This window comes from Planococcus lenghuensis, assembly GCF_001999905.1.
Lineage (GTDB): Bacteria > Bacillota > Bacilli > Bacillales_A > Planococcaceae > Indiicoccus > Indiicoccus lenghuensis.
The window spans coordinates 329,447-347,287 of the sequence record NZ_CP019640.1; the positions used below are offsets into that span (position 1 = coordinate 329,447).

Here is a 17,841-nt window from a genome sequence, read left to right on the forward strand (position 1 = left end):
GGAACTCATGCGTTTTTTTCATACAGCTGACTGGCATTTGGGTAAGCTTGTGCAAGGTGTTTACATGACAGATGACCAGCGGCACGTGCTGGAGCAGTTCGTGAAGGCTATCGAAGAAGAAAAACCGGATGCTGTCATCATTGCGGGGGATCTGTATGACCGGGCAGTTCCGCCAACGGAGGCGGTCAATCTGCTTGATGAAGTGCTGGCCGATATTGTGATTCGGCTGAAGACGCCGGTCATTGCAGTCGCCGGCAACCATGACAGCCCGGGACGGCTCGACTTTGGCAGCCGTCTCATGAAAGCGAACGGCTTTCATATGGCCGGGCGCTTCCGTCCGGAAGTTGAAAAAGTTATATTATCGGATGATGCCGGAGAAGTCCATTTCCATCTGGTCCCGTACGCTGATCCGTCACAGGTGCGCCATGCGTTTGGAGACACCGGCGTTTCTTCCCATAATGGTGCAATGAAAAAAATCTCCGGGGCGATTGCTGCATCAGCTGATCCTGCTGCACGTCATGTGTTCGTCGGCCATGCGTTTGTGACACCGCATGGTGAGCCCGAGGAAAACACGAGTGACTCGGAGCGGACGCTGTCGGTCGGAGGAGCGGAATATGTCAGTTCAGAGCACTTCAGCCAATTCCAATACACAGCACTCGGACATTTGCATCAGGCACACCCCGTCGGTTCGGACATCATCCGGTATGCCGGATCGCCGTTGAAGTATTCGATTTCAGAAGAGCGCCACGAAAAGGGCTATTACGTCGTGATACTCGATGAAAAGGGGACAGTTACGACCGAACGGCGCCGGTTTGTACCGCGCCGCGATATGCGGACAGTCAGCGGCAAGCTGGAAGACATCCTCAAGCATGAACGGAGCGATGATTATATTTTTGTGAAACTGCTTGATGAAACGCCGGTTTTGTATCCGATGGAAAAAGTGCGTTCCATTTATCCGAATGCGATGCACGTGGAACGGGTCATCGCAGCCGGAACGGGTACACGGACAGCCGGCCGTTCACGTGCGCAGATGGATGAATTATCTCTGTTCCGGGCGTTTTACGAAGAGGTTAAAGGCGAAGCGCCGGCCGAGGAGACAGAGGGTGTATTTACGGAAATTCTTCAGGAAGTATTGCAGGGGGAGGATGAAAAAGGATGAGACCGTTAAAACTGAAACTGACGGCATTCGGTCCTTACAAGAAGACAGAAATCATCGATTTTGCCGAACTGGAGCACAATCGTCTGTTTGCGATCTCCGGGAATACCGGCTCGGGAAAGACGACGATTTTCGATGGAATCTGTTATGTGCTATATGGTTCAGCAAGCGGTGCGGACCGTGGTGAATCGAAAGGGCTCCGAAGTGATTTTGCAGAGGATGGTACGCACACAGCGGTGGAAATGGAGTTTGAAATACATAACCGCAGGTATCGGATTCTCCGGCAGATGGGGCATGTGAAAAAAGGCAATAAAACAGTGACCGGTGACCGCTGTGAATTTTTTGAAATCCATGGAGATGGAGAAAAGCCATGTGTAGAGCGCCAAATCGTATCTGAAATCAACCGGCGCGTGGAAGAAATCCTGGGCCTCACGCAAAACCAGTTCAGCCAGATTGTGATGTTGCCGCAAGGAGAATTCCGCAAGCTTCTTGTCTCTGAAACAGACGACAAGGAAGTGATTCTCCGCAAAATTTTCAAGACAGAGCCGTATAAATGGTTTGTTGAGAAGTTGAAAAAGAAGCGGGATAACGCGAAAGCCGCTTTTGAAGTGGAACAGCAAAGGCTGGATCAGGAAATGAGCAGCATCGATTCTGTTCTTGAGAAACGGGAAAGTGAACTTTTTGCTGTACTTGACCAGGATCATTACAATGTCCAGCAAGTATTGAATGGCCTGGAGGCTGAAGAACGCGATTACGGGATTGCTGCACAGGAAGGGCAAACTGTATACGATGAAAAGCGGCGGCTGCATGAGAATCAGGTACATGTCTTCCATGAAGCGAAACGGGTGAATGGCCAGTTTCAGGAACTTCGCGATAAGGAACAGAAACTGGAAGAACTTAAAGATCAGGAACCGGTGATCCGAAAGAAGGAACAGGAGAAAGAGCAGGCAGACCGGGCCCGGGCCATCTCAGGCATTGAGCAGCAGCTGCAGGAACTGGCCGATGAAAGTAAAAGGAAAGAAGCGGCCCGGATCGCTGCAGCGGAAGCGAAGGACGTCGCTGCCCGGACGCTTGAAAAAGCGGAAGCCGATTTCCAAAAGGAACAAGACCGGGCAACTGACCGTGAAACAGCTGCTGCCGAGCTGACAAAACTGGAACAGCTGCTGCCGATTGTAGAAGATCTGTCCCGGAGACAAAAAGAGAAAGCCGACAGCGAAGCAGCTGCACGTAAGGCCGCTGCACAGCTGGCTGTAAAAAAAGAAGCGGCTGAGCAGCTGAAAACCCAGCTTGTCGGCTGCCGACAGGAAATCGGTGAGCTGGAAAATCGGGTGGATACACTCAGTGATAAATCAGAAGAGCTGAATAATGTAAAAGAAGAATACCGGTTATTGAATGATCTTATTAAATTGGAAGAAAGCCTCGAAGTTCTGGAGCGGAGAGCAGAAAATGACCGGGGAGTGTTTGAGAAAGCAGCTACAGCCTACCGGGAACTTGAATCGGAGTGGTTACGGAATCAGGCGCAGCAGCTGGCGGCACAGCTGCAGGATGGGGATGCCTGCCCGGTGTGCGGAAGCACGGAACATCCGGCAAAAGCGGGCGGCCAGCATGAGACTGGACCATCGAAAGAGGAGCTGGACGCCGAGCGAAAGCAGCTGGATGAAAAAGACCAAGCTTGCCGCACCAGTGAGGCGGCACGGCAGACTGCACGTATCCAGTTCGCTGATAAGTGCAAGGAAACAGCAGAGTCCGGACTTGCGGCGGGTCAACGATTCCAAGAACTGAAGAAGAAAGAGACCTTGCGCGCGCAGCTTATGGCTGAAGTCGAATCACTGAAACAAGAACGGGAAGCCCTCCGGCAAAAGAGACAATCAGCAAACGGGCTGGCTGGAAAGTTGGACGAATTGGAGAATGAAACCCGGCTGCTGGAAACAGAAGTAGCAGATAAACGGGAAGCTGCAGCACAAGTGGCAGCTGTCCTGGAGAATGTCATGCAATCTGTGCCGGAACCAATGCGTGATCTGGTCCGACTGAAACGTTCATTGGCAGATACCGAAGAGCTGAAACGGAAACTTGCCGAAGCATGGAAGCAGGCGAAGGAAGACTACCAGTCTGCAAAGGAACGGCACAGCAATACTTTGATAGAAGCAAAGTTCAAAACGGAAGCGGCGGAAGAAGCGGACCGGAAACGGGCGAAAGCAAACTCTCAATTCGAGGAGGCGCTGGAAAAATCAGCATTTTCTTCACTGGAAACGTATCAGTCAGCGAAACGCACAGAGACAGAAATAGAAAAACTGGCAAAGGAGATTCAGGAGTACCGGCAGACACGGCATACTATGATAAACCAAGTGATGGAACTAAGAACCCAGTTGGAGAATTTGGTGGAATCAGACCTCGATGAACTGCAAAGCGGCCTGGATTTCTTAAAAGCAGAGTGCGACAAAGCATATGAGGCTTGGAACCGTTCAAAAGAATTTGGAGAGAAAGCGGCAGGCCTGGCAGAACGGATCCGTACTTCAGAGGAACGCAGCATGGCAAAAGAAGCCCAATTGAATCACATCGCCGATCTCCATGACGTGCTGCGCGGCCAAAACGGATTGAAGATTTCATTTGAACGCTATTTGCAGATTGAATACCTTGAGCGGATTTTGGAATCAGCGAATGAGCAGCTGCGGCGTCTATCCCATGGCCAGTTTGTTCTGGTCCGGAGCGACCGGCAGGAAATACATGGACGACAGAGCGGGCTTGGACTGGATGTATACGACGCGTATACAGGACAGACGCGGGACGTGAAAACCTTGTCCGGTGGTGAAAAATTCAATGCATCATTATGTCTGGCACTTGGAATGGCGGATGTGATTCAAAGCTTCCAAGGCAATGTGGCAATCGACACAATGTTTATTGATGAAGGGTTTGGCTCACTGGATGAGGAAGCACTGCAGAAATCGATCGAGACGCTCATCGACCTGCAGCGGACCGGCCGGATGATCGGTGTTATCTCTCACGTACAGGAATTGAAAACAGCGATTCCGGCGATTCTGGAAGTGACCAAATCCAAGGATGGCCACAGCCGGACGAAATTTATCGTTAAATAATTCCGATTCCCTTAAAGAAAGGGCTCTGACCTGACACAGGCAGGGTGTTTTTCTGTAAGATATGAGTGAGACTTACCATGACAAGGAGGATGGACGAATGAAGATTTTGGTCGTAGGGGCAGGAGCTGTCGGCGGGTATTTCGGTGGCCGGCTATTGGAAAAAGGAGAGGACGTCACGTTCCTCGTCCGGGAAAGCAGAAAACGGAAATTAGAAGAAAACGGATTTAACATTCGCAGCGTACACGGAGATTTCAACGCGAATCCGAAACTGCTCGTCAGCGGAGAACGGGAAGAAAAGTTTGATGTAGCGATTTTATCTGTGAAAGCTTATCAGCTGGTTCGGGCGATCGAAGATTTGCGTCCACATTTAGCAGAAGATGGAATCGTCCTGCCGCTGCTCAATGGCATTTCGCACATTGATGAACTCGCGCGGACATTTGGCAAAGAACGGGTGATCGGCGGTCTGTGTCTGATCGAATCCACACTGGACAATGATGGAACCATTCTGCAGAAAAGTCCGATGCATCAGATTGTCTATGGTGAACTGTCAGGCGAAAAAACGGAACGCATCAAGCGGCTGGAAGCGTCATTCAGCGGAACCAAAGCCTCGTTTGAGCTGAGTGACCACATTGAGCGGGAAATGTGGCACAAGTACTTGTTCATCACAGCAATGTCCGGCATTACTTCCCTTTTTGAGGCGCCGATTGGCCCGATTCGCGACCTGGACAGCGGGCAGCGCGCAATCAAGGCATTATTGAATGAAATCACAGCCATTATGCAGGCGGTCGACGCACCGATTCGTGAAGATATTGCTGACGTGTTGTTTGAGCGAATAAATGGTCTCGGCCACGCCATGAAATCATCCATGCAGCGCGACGTGGAAAAAGGAGCGCCTACAGAGGCGGATCACCTGCAGGGTTATCTTTTGAAGCAGGCACACGCACAGGGAATCGAGGCACCGCTTCTTGAGACCATCCATACGAAACTGACGCTGTATCAGCAAGCACGGATTGCGGAGTGGTAAGGGGAGCAGCCAGTCTTCATTGCTATTCAAATCAAATCTCTCCTGTGAATTATGGTAAAGTAAAAGGATAGAAAAGAAGCAGGAGTGAAGAAGATGACGAAACGGCTGACGCCAGAACAAGTGATTCAACTAATTGAAAGAGAAGCGGATATCATTGTACCGATTGCGAACGGGGAACCGATTCGTTTACTTGATATTTTGGAAGAACGGGCATCCGCGTTATCAGGAGTAAAGGTTCATCAGATGCTGGCCCTGAAACCGCGGGCTTATATCAATGGAGAACTGGAAAATCTGACACATGTCTCATATTTTCTGAGCGGTGCTACTCGCAAGGTGTATCAGCAGGCGAAGATGGAACTCGTGCCGAATAACTTTCATGAAATGCCCCGGTTGCTCCGGAAAGTGACGAAGATGTCGATGATTATGACGGTTGCAGCACCGATGGATGAACATGGCTATTTCTCATTGGGTACCCAAGCTGACTATATCGCCGAATTTGTCGGCAAAGTGCCGTTCGTCCTTGAAGTGAATACGAATATGCCGCGCACGTTCGGCCAGAATCAGATCCACATCAGCCAGATTGCCGGCTTTGTGGAGCATGAGGCTCCGCTGACAGAAGAAAAGACCGTACCGGTCAGTGAAAAAGACCAGCAAATTGCGGAAAAAGTGGTGGCGGATATTCAGGACGGTGATACGCTCCAAATCGGTATCGGCTCTGTGCCAAACGCCGTCATTTCGATGCTGAAAGACCATCGTCACCTTGGAATTCACACAGAAATGCTCCCATCAGCGATTGCGGATCTCGTTGAAGCCGGGGCAGTTGACGGAACGCGGAAATTCACAAATCCGGGCAAAATCATTGCGACGTTTGCATACGGATCGCAAAAATTATATGACTTCATTGACAATAATCCATCGCTCGAGTTTCTGCCGGTCAGTGTAGTGAATGATCCACGGGAAATTGCGAAAGAGAAGAATATCGTATCGGTCAATGCAACAACGGAAGTTGATTTATATGGCCAATGCGCCTCCGAGACCGTCGGCGGCAAATACTTCTCTTCAAGCGGTGGACAGGTCGATTTTGCGCGGGGTGTCCGATTTGCAGAGAACGGGAAAGGATATATCTGTACATACTCGACTGCGAAGGATGACAGCATTTCCCGTATTAAATTGCATCTTACACCCGGGTCTGTCGTAACGACCGGAAAAAATGATGTGGATAATATCGTGACAGAGTATGGCATCGCCCGGCTGCATGGTGTTTCGCTGTCAGAGCGTGCAAAGCGCCTGATTGCTGTTGCCCATCCGAAGTTCCGGGAAGAGCTGACGCATGATGCCAAAAAACAAGGATTACTTATTTGATGACAAGCTCTTTCCCTCGGCCGGGAAGGAGCTTTTTTGTTGAACGTTAAATCAGAAAAGTGAGATAATAATTATAATAACTCTTTCTTCTCAATTCTTCGTACTTCCTGATCTTATCAACCAAAGGAGGCAGTGCCATGAAAGGAACGACAAGAACCATCACGCTTGCGGGAGCAGCTTTGGCGGGTTTTTATTTGTTGAAGAAAAATCGGGGCAAAGTCACGGACGAAATTAAGGAAGCTGTCGAGAACCCGGAACAGTTCATGGAAGAAGTGATTGAACAAGTCGATACGGTCAAGCGTATTCTGACAGCTGTGTATATGGAGATTTGGGGAGCGCCGCAGGATGAGGAAGATGGCCGGATGGTATCGGAAGGTGCGCTGACAAGTGTGCAGTATTATAACAAGAATCAGGAACCGGACCGAATTGCCTGACTCTCCCAAACACCAAGGACTTTCCCGCTGATCGGGACGGTCCTTTTTTTCTGTTGATTTACATACACAGGCAGATGCGGTATGCTGGTACGGTTGTATTATTACTTAGGTAAATAATGAAAGGGGTATGCTGATGCCGCACCAATTATTCCACGAAATTCATCAGAAAGCCCGGCTGTCTGCCAAGGAAGTAAATGAGGCGTTAAAAGAGTACGGATTATTCAGCTCCCAATGGGGGATTCTTACATTGCTTGATCGACGGGGAGCGATGTCACAGACAGCGATATGGCAGTACTTGAATGTTGAAGCACCGACAGTCACCCGAACATTGGCCCGGCTGGAAGAAACAGGATGGGTCGTGCGAAAAAAAGGACGGGATAAACGGGAACGAATGGCTTATCTGACAGAAAAAGCGAAACAGCTATTACCCGAAATCTCTGTTCAGGTGTCGAAACTGGAGGCTGAGCTGACTGCTGAGCTTACTGAGCAGGAACAGCAGCAATTACTGCTGCTCTTAAAAAAAATAAAATCGGGACAAGAAGAGAAGGAAGGATCAGATGACTGAAAAACAGCCGATTTGGACAAAAAGTTTTATTAATATTTTCATCAGTACTTTTTTTGTGTTTGCGGTATTTTATGCATTGTTGACCCTGTTGCCAATTTATGTGCTGGATACATTTGACGGCACGGCGGCTCAAGCGGGGCTCGTAGTGTCTGTGTTTCTTTTATCTGTCATTTTGCTGCGGCCGTTTACCGGGATGATTTTGGATAAATTCGGGAAGAAACCGATGCTGCTGATCAGTGTGCTGATCTTTGGTTTGACCACATTCATATATGTTTTCACTGACTCGATCGGATTGCTGCTTGCGCTCCGCTTTTTCCATGGCCTGTCATTCAGTATCGCCACAACAGTGGCCGGCGCAATCGCTGCCGATATCATTCCGGCTTCGCGCCGCGGGGAAGGCATCGGCTATTACGGAATGGCGATGAATCTTGCAGTGGTGGCAGGCCCTTTTATCGCACTGACCCTGCAGCCGCTGATCAGTTATGAAGCTATCTTTTTATTGTTTGGTGTTATCATGCTGGCGGGCTTCGTCTGCAGCTTGTTTGTGAAAGATGTAAGCACTGCTCCCGCCGAGAAGACCGGCCGGAAGCTATCGCTTGATAATATGCTGGAAAGAAGATCCTTTCCGATTGCATTCGTTGGTTTCTTTGTAGCTGTTGCGTATTCGAGTATTATTGCGTTCATCTCGATCTATGCAGAGACATTGGGGCTGATTCAGACAGCCGGTTTTTTCTTTGCCATTTATGCGGCAGCCATGCTTCTTGTGCGGCCATTCACAGGCCGGCTGTTTGATATAGCCGGGCCCACAGTCGTGATCATCCCATCATTTATACTGTTTTCGGCCGGTCTCTTTTTGCTCAGCATGACAACCACTTCCTGGCAGCTGTTGCTGTCAGGCGTGCTGGTCGGGCTTGGCTATGGAACGCTGCTCCCCAGTCTGCAGACGCTGGCAATTCAGGCGGCTCCGCATAACCGGAGTGCCTATGCCACCGCAACCTTTTTTATGATGTTCGATGCTGGAATTGCTTCCGGCTCCCTGTTGCTTGGAGCTACTGTCGGTTTTCTGGGCTATGCCGATCTGTACCTCGCACTGGCGGTCGGTGTACTGCTGATTATTCTGCTGTACTTATGGCAGGCAAGCAGGCAAAGGATTCAAAGTAGATAATATGCTTCTCTTTTAGTTAGTATAGAAGAAGGCAACTTTCGGAGAAGGAGAATCAGACATTATGGGGAAAATCAGCAGGCAATTGTACGAATATGTAATCGATAGAAAGCAGGATATGACTGATGCTTGGTTTGCCAGCCGGAGCAGCACAGACGGATCTGTTTATGCAGCTAATGTCGACCCGCGGATTGAAGACCAGTTGCGGAAAGAGAACAGTGCATTCGTCGATGCGATTTCGCTTGTTTTTGTTGAAGAAAAAGAGACATATCGCCGCTATATTGAGGAATGGGCATCAACAATTGCACAGGAGCGGGTGAAAGGTGAAGTGCCGCTTGAGGAGATGACGAGCGCATCCACCTTATTTCAATGAGGCGTAAGTGAGTCGGTTTTCTTTTGATTTCGATAATTCCGAACGGTATACTGAAGATAAGAAAACAGGTGTTCGGGATGCGGTTGGATGAAAAAAGGAGAGCAGTTCGACCATTACGGGGTCAAGGTTCGCCTGCAGTTGAACGAAGACCAGCTGATTCAAGTGAAAAAGACCTTTGTCTGTCGGCGTTTCCTTTACAACCACCTGCTCGACAAGCGAAGCAAGGCGTGGGGTCGGCGCAACGAATCGCTGAATTTGAAGAAGCAGAAAGAATTCTTGAAGAACATGAAACAGGCCTTCCCATGGCTGAAGGAAGTGGACAAATTTGCGCTTGAGAATGCGGTCTTTGATCTCGACCGGGCGTACCAGAACTTCTTCGAAAAACGGGCGAACTACCCGGTGTTCAAGTCGAAGCACAAAAAACAATCGTACAAAACGAACCAGACGAACAACAATATTGTGTTATCCGCAGATTTCAAGCAGGTAAAACTGCCGAAACTCGGCTGGGTGGCCTGTGCAGGCTCGGAAAACGTGCTGCAGCGGGCGAAAAAGCAAAACCACCGCATCAGCAGCGCGACCATTTCAGAGAAAGCAGGCGTCATTACCTGTTCCCTGCTGTTCGAGAAAGCGAAAACGCAAGCGGCACATCCGAAGACCGGGCAGGTCGGCATCGATATGGGGCTGACGTATCTGTTCATCGATTCCAACGGCCATAAGGAGCCGAATCCCCGCTATTACGGGAAGGCCCAGAAACGGCTGGCAAAACTTCAGCGGAAACTCGCCAGCCAGCAGAAAAGCAGCCACCGCTACGGGAAGACGAAACGAAAAATCGCGAAGCTGCACGTGCTCATCGCCAACCAGCGGAAAGACCTGCACCACAAACTTGCCAAGCGCATCACCGACGACAACCAAGTCGTGTGCGTGGAGAACCTGCACATCCGGGGCATGGTGAAGAACAAACGGCTGGCAAAGCACATCCAGGACGCCGCCTGGTATCAGTTCCGCCGTTTCCTGACGTACAAAGCGGAAAGAAAAGGCGGACAGGTCCTGCTCGTCGACCGTTGGACAGCCACGTCCCGCGTCTGTTCGCATTGCGGAAAAAAGAAGACGCTTCTGAACCTGAACGAACGGAAATGGATCTGTGCGGCGTGCCGCACCGAGCATGACCGCGACATTAACGCAGCGGCCAACATTTTACGTGAAGGCTTGAAACAAATCGGGTAACCCCCGCTGCCGCTGGAACAGCGGCCGATGCGCATGGAGGGACGGTAACACCAGGGAACCGAAAGGGGAAGGGGACGACCCGATGAAGTGCAGAAAAGTTCGGAAGGTCCATTATGGTAAACATGACGGAAAGTCATTGCCTTTCGAAGCTCCCCATTTCAATGGGGAGTAGTTCACGAAGTTGTTATGCAGCTCTGAATTTTCCGGCGGATTTACTGGAAATTTGTCCGCGATTTTTTTGAAGAACCGACTTATGCTGCTTCTGCAGAAGATGCGCTCCGCTGGAGTGATTGGGGGAATAGCGCATTCGATTATGTAATGGAGAGCTTTGTCCGCCACTATCAGAAAACCCATAAAAAAATCCTGTTCGCCCAGCAGCAGATGATTAATGAATTGAGCAGCCCTGTCATTCCAATCCGGCCGGGAATCGGGATTTTGCCGCTCGTTGGGGATATTGATACCCATCGGGCAAAAGTCATCCTGGAAACGACGTTGGATCAAAGTGTGAACAAAGGGCTGCATACGTTGTATATCGATTTATCCGCAGTGCCGATCATCGATACAATGGTGGCCCATCAATTGTTTCAACTGATGGAAGCGCTGAAAATCATCGGAGTGACTTCTGTTCTTTCTGGAATTCGTCCTGAAATTGCACAGACGGCAATTTCGCTTGGCCTGGACTTCAGCGGCATCAGAGTCCATGCCAACCTGATGCGCGCCTTAGAAGAATTTGATTTGCAGCAACAGTAAAAAACAGCCCGGCTCCTGATACAAAGGAGCCGGGCTGCCTGCTTTCATAAGAGATAAAAATAGACAACAGCAAAATGAGCGAAACTGCCGAAAAGCGTAAAAATATGAAAGATTTTATGGTAATTTCGGTTATTTAACGCTTTTTCGATACCATAAAGAACGCCGCCGATAGTGTAAAGTACACCACCTGAAATCAGCAGGACAAGCGCTTGCCGGGTAAGATTATCAGCCAGCGGTTCCAATGCAAGGATGATGATCCACCCCATGGCAATATACAAAATGGTTGTCAACTTCCGGTGGGAATTAAAAGAAGTCATAGTCAGCAGTATTCCAGTAATCGCCAACGCACAGGATATGATTAAAATCGTCCAGCCCAGTGTACCGCCCAACGCAATCAGACAGAACGGGGCATATGAGCCGGTGATAAGAACATAGATCATGGAATGGTCGATGCGCCGGAGATAATTGATGGTTTTGGAATCTTCTTTTACCCAGTGATAGGTGGTCGAGGCGCTGTACAAGAAGATAAGCGTAAGACCGAATACTGTCACTGCTGCTGTATGCAACAGGGGAACGTCATGCTCGATTGCTTTTGCGATCATGGCTGCACAGGCAATAAATGCGAGAACAGCTCCGATCAAATGGGATAATGCATTGAATGGTTCACGGATAGAAACTTTCAAATCGGACACTGACCTCTCTCTGTTGGGATGTAATAATATAGATATGGTATGACTATTGTTGCATGACAGTCAAGGAAAGACCTGCCGGATTAATAGAATTCAATACAGTTTGAAAGAAAATGCAGAGGATCAGGAAAGTGGAAAGTTGCAGATTGCCGTAACGCGATGAACTATCCGGTCTTTTAAATTTTTCCGAATAGGGGTATGGCTAACCAAGACCGAATAAGGAGGGTGACGTCATGAATAGACCTGATGCCCACAGTTTGCTTTCTGAAAATTTCACCCGTAACCCCTATCCTGTTTATACCAAGCTCCGAGAAACTGCTGCCATAGCCCGAATGCGTTTTCCGGATGGGCAGCAAGGCTGGCTCGTCACCCGCTATGCGGATGCGGTTGATGTGCTGACAGACCGGCGGTTCATCAAAGATTATGCAAAGTTGATTGGCAGCTCGATGGAGCAGATGCCTGTGTTTACGCAGAATATGCTATTTGCTGATCCGCCTGATCACCGGCGCTTGCGAAACTTGGCTCAAAAGGCCTTTACACCAAAAATGATCAGCAGTATGCGAGAACGTATCCAGGAAATTGCCGATGAATTACTGGATCAGGCAGGAAGAACTTCTGAAATGAACCTGATCGATGATTATGCATTCCCGCTGCCGATCATCGTCATCTGTGAAATACTCGGCATCCCTGCCGAAGACCGGGATAGGTTCCGGCGCTGGTCGAATTCATTGATTGAAGGATCAAGCAGTGAAGCCGGCGCCAGTATATATCAGCATATGCAGGAGTTCATCCAGTATTTGAGCGGGCGATTTGCTTTAGCCCGACAGCACCCGGACAGCGGGCTAATCAGTCAATTGATCGCAGTAGAAGAAGCGGGAGATCGGCTGACTGAAAAAGAGCTGTACGGACTTGTAACACTGCTGATTATTGCAGGACACGAGACGACGGTTAATTTGATTGGCAATTGTGTACTTGCACTTCTCAGTCATCCTGAGCAGAAGCGGCTGCTTCAGAATAACCCGGAACTGATCGGGCAGACGATTGAAGAAGCGCTTCGGTTCAATGGGCCTGTCGAGTTCTCCACTTCCAGATGGGCTGGGGAAGACGTGGAATTCCGCGGCCGGAAAATACGGAAAGGGGAACTCGTGATTGTGTCACTGAATTCGGCTGATCATGATCCTGAAAAATTCAACACCCCTGAATTGTTTGATATTACCCGTGATAAGAGTCCTCATCTGGCTTTTGGGAAAGGCATCCATCAATGTCTCGGCGCTCCTTTGGCGCGGCTTGAGGGGGAAATTGCCATTTCCAGTTTTATGAAGCGGTTCCCTGAAGCGGAATTGAAAGTGAATGAAGAGGAACTGGAGTGGCGGCCTGGCATGATTGTCAGAGGGGTAAGGGAATTGCCATTATTATTATAAGGAAGCGGGAAGGAGGGACAGCGTGGAGAGAATCCGATTGTTTGAGGAATTTGAGTTTTTGAGAGATCTTTCATTGTCAGCGGTGCTTTGGTTTTTTGTGTATCTATTTGTGATTTTTGCTGTAAAAGCAGTCATCCTCCGCCTGCTCAAATTCTCTTTCCGTTCAGAAGACTTCCGGAAGAAGACATTTCCGGTTATAAAAGATGTGGTCAATGCGTTGGCTTTCTATGGTGCAATTCTGCTGTTTCTTTTTTATTTTTCAGAGGAGTATTGGCTCACGGATGCTTTTTATGAGACGGAAGGCGTGCAGATTTCACTGTTTCTGATTGTGATTGCCGTTATGATTGTGACGCTTGCCAATCGGCTTGTTAAGGCGGTGAACCGCTATGTGATGCCATTTGTGTATGAACAATTCAGCGTGGAGTCTGGCATGCGGTATACGATGAATCGCATTATTTATTATACGGTGATGTTTCTGGCGCTTATTATCAGTTTTACAACAGCCGGATTGGATCTCACAGCAGTAGGGGTTATCTTCAGTGTACTTGGAATCGGAATCGGTTTTGGCATGCGCAATATTGCAGCGAATTTCGTATCCGGCATTATCATTCTCTTTGAACGGCCGATGGAAGTGGGAGAATTGGTGGAGATTGATAAAAAAATTGGCCGGATTTCAAAAATCAAACTGCGGTCAACAGTTGTGGAAACATTGAAAGATGGAACACTGGTTGTGCCAAATCAATACTTTATCGAACAGATTGTTAAAAACCGCTCCAGTGCACAGCTGTTTGCGCGGGTGACTGTCAGTGTGGCATATGGCAATGATACAAAAAAAGTTGAACAGCTTCTCATGAAGGCGGCAGAGCAGGAAGTTGAGAAGACATTGGGTGTGCCTGTCGAACAGCCCGAAGTCCAATTCATCGATTTTCGAAATTCCGCACTGGATTTTCAGGTGGAAGTCCGGGTGCTTGATGTTGAAACGAAAGAAAAGATGGAAAGCCTGCTGCGGCATGCAATCGCACACTTATTTATCGATAATGACATAAAACTTGTAGAAAACTGGAACAGACAGAATAGTGATAGAGAAGGTGACAGCAAATGAAAGTATTGATCGATGCAGATGGCTGTCCGGTCATCACGGAAACGATTGAAATGGCAAAAGCCGCCGGACTCCCGGTTTTGCTGATATGTGACACTTCACACATCATGCAGCGGGAGGGGGCCGAGACGATCACCGTATCAAAAGGAGCGGATGCCGTAGATTTTGTGCTGGTTAACCGGGTCCAACCTGGAGACATCGTCGTGACACAGGATTATGGGCTTGCCGCCATGACATTGGCCAAAAGGGGTGTGCCTATTGATCAGAACGGCCGCGTGTATTCTGATGACAATATCGACCAGTTGCTCTATAGCCGGCATACGGCAAAAAAAATCCGGCAATCTGGCGGTCGATTGAAAGGACCGAAAAAACGTCGGCCGGAAGACAACCGGAAATTCCGGGAAAACCTGGAGAATATTCTAACGAAAGCGTGATTAAAAACCCGGACAGCAAATTGTCCGGGTTTTTACTGACTTTACGGCGTCCAGCGGTCATTTACCAATGCGATTAATGTCCATTCTCCGTTCTGTTCTTCCTCAAAGACCATGTTGAGACTCTGCCAATCCATGTAGCCGTACTCTTCTGTTCCAGGATAGTAGAATTCAACGACGGTTCCTTCCGGAAAAGCTTTCCGAACCAATTCACGGGTCGACGGATGTCCCTCCCGTCCATACATTTCCTTCTCTTCGTAAGAAGCATTCATTAAATATTTATCATAGTATCCAGCGGGAGTCAAATTGATTTCAAATCCGCTACCGGCTTCATAGCCCCATAAATAAGTAGTCGTATTGTCCATGAAATCTTCAACTTCTTCTTCTGTCATGGTTACACCGCCATCATCGATGCAGCCGCCGGCGAATGGACAGAACGTCAGGCCTTCATCGTCCACATAATCTTCCACCGCATCAAAATTTTCATTTTCCAGGTATACGAGGATGTCGTTTGCCGTCTCCAAAAGTTCTTGTTTTCCTGGGATGAAAGATGGTTCGATAGACCGGGCCAAAAACGCTGCGAATTGGCCGCGGGTCACTTTGAGATTAGGCCCAAAAGTTCCGTCCGGAAAACCTTGGGCAACTCCGAAATTGGCAAGTTGTGCTATGGCTTCGTATGCTTCCATACTTGGTACTACATCTGAGAAGGGCTCTTGAAAAACATCTGGAAAGTCAAGTGCACGTTCAAGAATCAACGCGACATGTGCCCGACTGATTTTTTCATTCGGCCGAAAAGTACCATCGGGATAGCCGCGAATGATTCCCAGTTCCGTTGCAGCGTCAATATAGCCTGAAAACGGATTGCTTGCTGCTACATCTGAAAAGTCGGTGGCGCGCTGCGTGTCATCGAGTTTGAGTGCTCGCCCAAGCATCGCAACTGCGTGCGCTCGGGTGATTTCATCGTGGGGGCGGAACGTCCCATCCGGATAACCGTTGACAATGCCTTCTGCATGCAAAAAAATCACATCATCGGCGAAGTAGTGATCCATCTCTACATCATCAAAACTGACGACAGCGAAAGCAGGGGAAATGAAAGCACCGACAATCAGGAGCACAGCAGCAATGAGAGAAAGAATCGTTTTCATGATAACCCTCCCCTTTTAGGTTCAGTTTATCACACTTCAACAACGTCAGATATAAAATTATCTATATATTCAGACATCATTTTTATGGCAATTAATTGAATATTATTAGGAAGAATAGGGAACAAAGAAAAAAGGGAATTCATATGAAATGGGGGACTGGGAATGCAGAAGATATTAGCTGTGGTTACCAATGCTGCGGCACTCGGAAAAGACTTTAAAAAAACCGGTCTCTGGTTCGGTGAACTGACTGGTTTCTATGATGTAATGAAGAACCGGTACATGGTAGATGTCATAAGTACTGGACCGGACCGGGTACCGATTGATCCGAGAAGCCTGGCGGCGATGCTGCCTTCAAAAGAAACCCGTTCATATTATTTGAACGAAAGCTTTATGCAACAACTCTGGAACCCGCGAACACCGGATGAAGTGAATCCGGACGAGTATGCAGCTATTTACTTTGCAGGCGGTCATGGAACAATGGAGGATTTCCCGGATAACAAAGCGCTGCACCGGATTATCCGTACAGTGTATGAAAATGGCGGCATCGTTTCAGCCGTTTGCCATGGACCTGCTGCACTTTTGGATGTCCAATTATCAGATGGCCGCTATTTGCTTGATGGCCATGTGGTGACCGGTTTCGCAGACATTGAAGAGAAGGTGATCGGATTATATAACCACCTTCCTTTTTCACTGGAACAGCGGCTGAAAGCAAGAGGGACGATTTTTAGACAATCCACACTGCCGTTCGGAGCTTGTATAACTGAATCCGGCCGGCTCATCACCGGTCAGAATCCAGCTTCGGTAAAAGGTGTGGCAAGACGGGTGGTGCATCAGCTGGATGGGGCGGCTCCGGGTTTACTGCAAAAAAGTGAAGGGTAAACTTATAGGAGAAGCGATGCATTAAAGCATGACTTACAGGAGGGATGCAACATGGCAGACCAGAATCATGCAGTAGTAGGATATTACGAAAATGAACGGGAAGCGATCCGTACAATCGAGGATCTGAAAGAGCAGGGATATCGGGCGGACCAGATCTCAGTCATCAGTAAAGATCGGGCGGAAACAGAGCACATCACGGAAGAGACTGATACAGAAGCGGGTGAAGGTGCGGCGGCTGGTGCTTTGGCCGGTGGAGCTATCGGCGGTATCGGCGGTGTACTTGCAGGCATTGGTGCCTTGGCTATTCCCGGTATCGGACCGGTATTGGCTGCTGGACCGATTGCAGCCGGACTGGCCGGAGCAGCAGCCGGTGCCGGTGTAGGCGGACTGGCAGGCGCGTTGATCGGCATGGGTGTGCCGGAAGACGAAGCGCACGAGTACGAAGAGCATGTGAATCAGGGCAAAATTCTGGTGTTGGTTGAAGAAAGACCGGGTGGTATCCCGGTGCGGGATGAAGCGGATACGAGAGGGATTACCGCAGAACGCCGGGAAACTTTCGCTGAAGACCAAGCGGACACCCGGTATGTCGGCGGCAAAAAAGTGTACCGTGAAGGCGATGATTTGCCGGGGCAGGAAACATTCACCGGGAAGCCGGCGAACGCAGGACGCGGTGCCGGAGGTGGAGCGTACGGAGAAGAACCGGATGCAGTGCTGGGTGATCGGAACCTGATAGCGAGCGACGTAGTCGGAGGAGATGAACGCCATCCGGTTACCGGTGAAGACTTAGCGCCAGGTCGAGTGGATGATGAACGGACGATTGGAACCGGCCGTGATCCGCTTACAGAAAAAGATCTCGGAAGAGGACGTATGGATGATGGCCGAACCGTTGACTTGGATGATGACCGCGGCCGACGAAAATAAAATAGCTCTGTTTATGAAGCTGTTCCCGCCGGGAGCAGCTTTTTTTACACCTGGGTGTAAGAAATCGGTATTAAGGGAAAAACAGTAGCACAAGTACTCGAACATACAGCAGGA

The 17,841-nt window shown here is 49.1% G+C and carries 17 protein-coding genes; 15 read left to right on the top strand and 2 right to left on the bottom strand.

The annotated features are described in order from the left end of the window. Window positions 1–7: 7 nt before the first annotated feature. The 10 genes from B0X71_RS01835 to B0X71_RS01880 all read left to right on the top strand — a co-directional run bounded on the left by B0X71_RS01835 (window position 8) and on the right by B0X71_RS01880 (window position 11,142). Entirely contained in the window at window positions 8–1,159 is a 1,152-nt protein-coding gene (locus B0X71_RS01835) for an exonuclease SbcCD subunit D (protein ID WP_077587858.1), read from the top strand. Beyond that, window positions 1,156–4,248 (top strand): AAA family ATPase, encoded by a 3,093-nt coding sequence (locus tag B0X71_RS01840; RefSeq protein WP_077587859.1) that lies wholly within the window; start codon window positions 1,156–1,158, stop codon window positions 4,246–4,248. The genes B0X71_RS01835 and B0X71_RS01840 overlap by 4 nt, the downstream gene beginning before the upstream one ends. 97 nt (window positions 4,249–4,345) lie before the next feature. Then, on the top strand, window positions 4,346–5,272 hold the full coding sequence (locus B0X71_RS01845; protein WP_077587860.1) for a ketopantoate reductase family protein: 927 nt from the start codon (window positions 4,346–4,348) through the stop codon (window positions 5,270–5,272). A gap of 93 nt (window positions 5,273–5,365) precedes the next feature. Further along, window positions 5,366–6,634, top strand: a complete 1,269-nt coding sequence (locus B0X71_RS01850) for an acetyl-CoA hydrolase/transferase family protein (protein ID WP_077587861.1) — start codon at window positions 5,366–5,368, stop codon at window positions 6,632–6,634. Between the two features lie 137 nt (window positions 6,635–6,771). Further along, window positions 6,772–7,068: a hypothetical protein gene (locus B0X71_RS01855; RefSeq protein WP_077587862.1), complete on the top strand. Its 297-nt coding sequence runs from the start codon at window positions 6,772–6,774 to the stop codon at window positions 7,066–7,068. A 133-nt stretch (window positions 7,069–7,201) separates the two neighbouring features. Continuing rightward, entirely contained in the window at window positions 7,202–7,633 is a 432-nt protein-coding gene (locus tag B0X71_RS01860) for a MarR family winged helix-turn-helix transcriptional regulator (RefSeq protein ID WP_077587863.1), read from the top strand. Then, window positions 7,626–8,798, top strand: a complete 1,173-nt coding sequence (locus B0X71_RS01865) for an MFS transporter (RefSeq protein ID WP_077587864.1) — start codon at window positions 7,626–7,628, stop codon at window positions 8,796–8,798. Before B0X71_RS01860 ends, B0X71_RS01865 begins: the two co-directional genes overlap by 8 nt. Window positions 8,799–8,859: 61 nt before the next feature. Continuing rightward, entirely contained in the window at window positions 8,860–9,168 is a 309-nt protein-coding gene (locus tag B0X71_RS01870) for a hypothetical protein (protein WP_077587865.1), read from the top strand. A gap of 87 nt (window positions 9,169–9,255) precedes the next feature. After that, entirely contained in the window at window positions 9,256–10,392 is a 1,137-nt protein-coding gene (locus tag B0X71_RS01875) for an RNA-guided endonuclease TnpB family protein (protein WP_077587866.1), read from the top strand. Between the two features lie 318 nt (window positions 10,393–10,710). Beyond that, the gene (locus B0X71_RS01880; RefSeq protein ID WP_077587867.1) at window positions 10,711–11,142 is read left to right on the top strand and encodes an STAS domain-containing protein; all 432 of its coding nucleotides are present in this window, start codon (window positions 10,711–10,713) and stop codon (window positions 11,140–11,142) included. Window positions 11,143–11,186: 44 nt separating this feature from the next. Here the strand turns inward: B0X71_RS01880 and trhA are convergent, their stop codons facing one another. Further along, complete coding sequence (gene trhA / locus B0X71_RS01885) at window positions 11,187–11,834, bottom strand: PAQR family membrane homeostasis protein TrhA (RefSeq protein ID WP_332309459.1); 648 nt, start codon at window positions 11,832–11,834, stop codon at window positions 11,187–11,189. Between the two features lie 230 nt (window positions 11,835–12,064). Here trhA and B0X71_RS01890 point away from each other — a divergent pair, with 230 nt between their 5' ends. Genes B0X71_RS01890 through B0X71_RS01900 form a run of 3 tightly spaced genes read left to right on the top strand, consistent with a single transcriptional unit; the run spans window position 12,065 to window position 14,785 of the window. Then, on the top strand, window positions 12,065–13,252 hold the full coding sequence (locus tag B0X71_RS01890) for a cytochrome P450 family protein (protein WP_077587868.1): 1,188 nt from the start codon (window positions 12,065–12,067) through the stop codon (window positions 13,250–13,252). 22 nt (window positions 13,253–13,274) lie between these two features. Beyond that, window positions 13,275–14,354 carry a mechanosensitive ion channel family protein gene (locus tag B0X71_RS01895; protein WP_077587869.1) on the top strand — a complete coding sequence of 360 codons (1,080 nt, stop codon included), beginning with the start codon at window positions 13,275–13,277 and terminating at the stop codon, window positions 14,352–14,354. After that, window positions 14,351–14,785 (top strand): YaiI/YqxD family protein, encoded by a 435-nt coding sequence (locus tag B0X71_RS01900; RefSeq protein ID WP_077587870.1) that lies wholly within the window; start codon window positions 14,351–14,353, stop codon window positions 14,783–14,785. Before B0X71_RS01895 ends, B0X71_RS01900 begins: the two co-directional genes overlap by 4 nt. A 41-nt stretch (window positions 14,786–14,826) precedes the next feature. Here B0X71_RS01900 and B0X71_RS01905 read toward each other — a convergent pair whose 3' ends face one another. Then, window positions 14,827–15,927 carry an S-layer homology domain-containing protein gene (locus B0X71_RS01905; protein WP_077587871.1) on the bottom strand — a complete coding sequence of 367 codons (1,101 nt, stop codon included), beginning with the start codon at window positions 15,925–15,927 and terminating at the stop codon, window positions 14,827–14,829. A gap of 162 nt (window positions 15,928–16,089) precedes the next feature. On the opposite strand from B0X71_RS01905, the gene B0X71_RS01910 reads away from it, so the two are divergent. Both B0X71_RS01910 and B0X71_RS01915 read left to right on the top strand, forming a co-directional pair. Next, on the top strand, window positions 16,090–16,806 hold the full coding sequence (locus tag B0X71_RS01910) for a type 1 glutamine amidotransferase domain-containing protein (RefSeq protein ID WP_077587872.1): 717 nt from the start codon (window positions 16,090–16,092) through the stop codon (window positions 16,804–16,806). Window positions 16,807–16,857: 51 nt separating this feature from the next. Next, window positions 16,858–17,727, top strand: coding sequence for a general stress protein (locus B0X71_RS01915; protein ID WP_077587873.1), 870 nt, complete (start codon window positions 16,858–16,860; stop codon window positions 17,725–17,727). The last annotated feature ends 114 nt before the right edge of the window (window positions 17,728–17,841 follow it).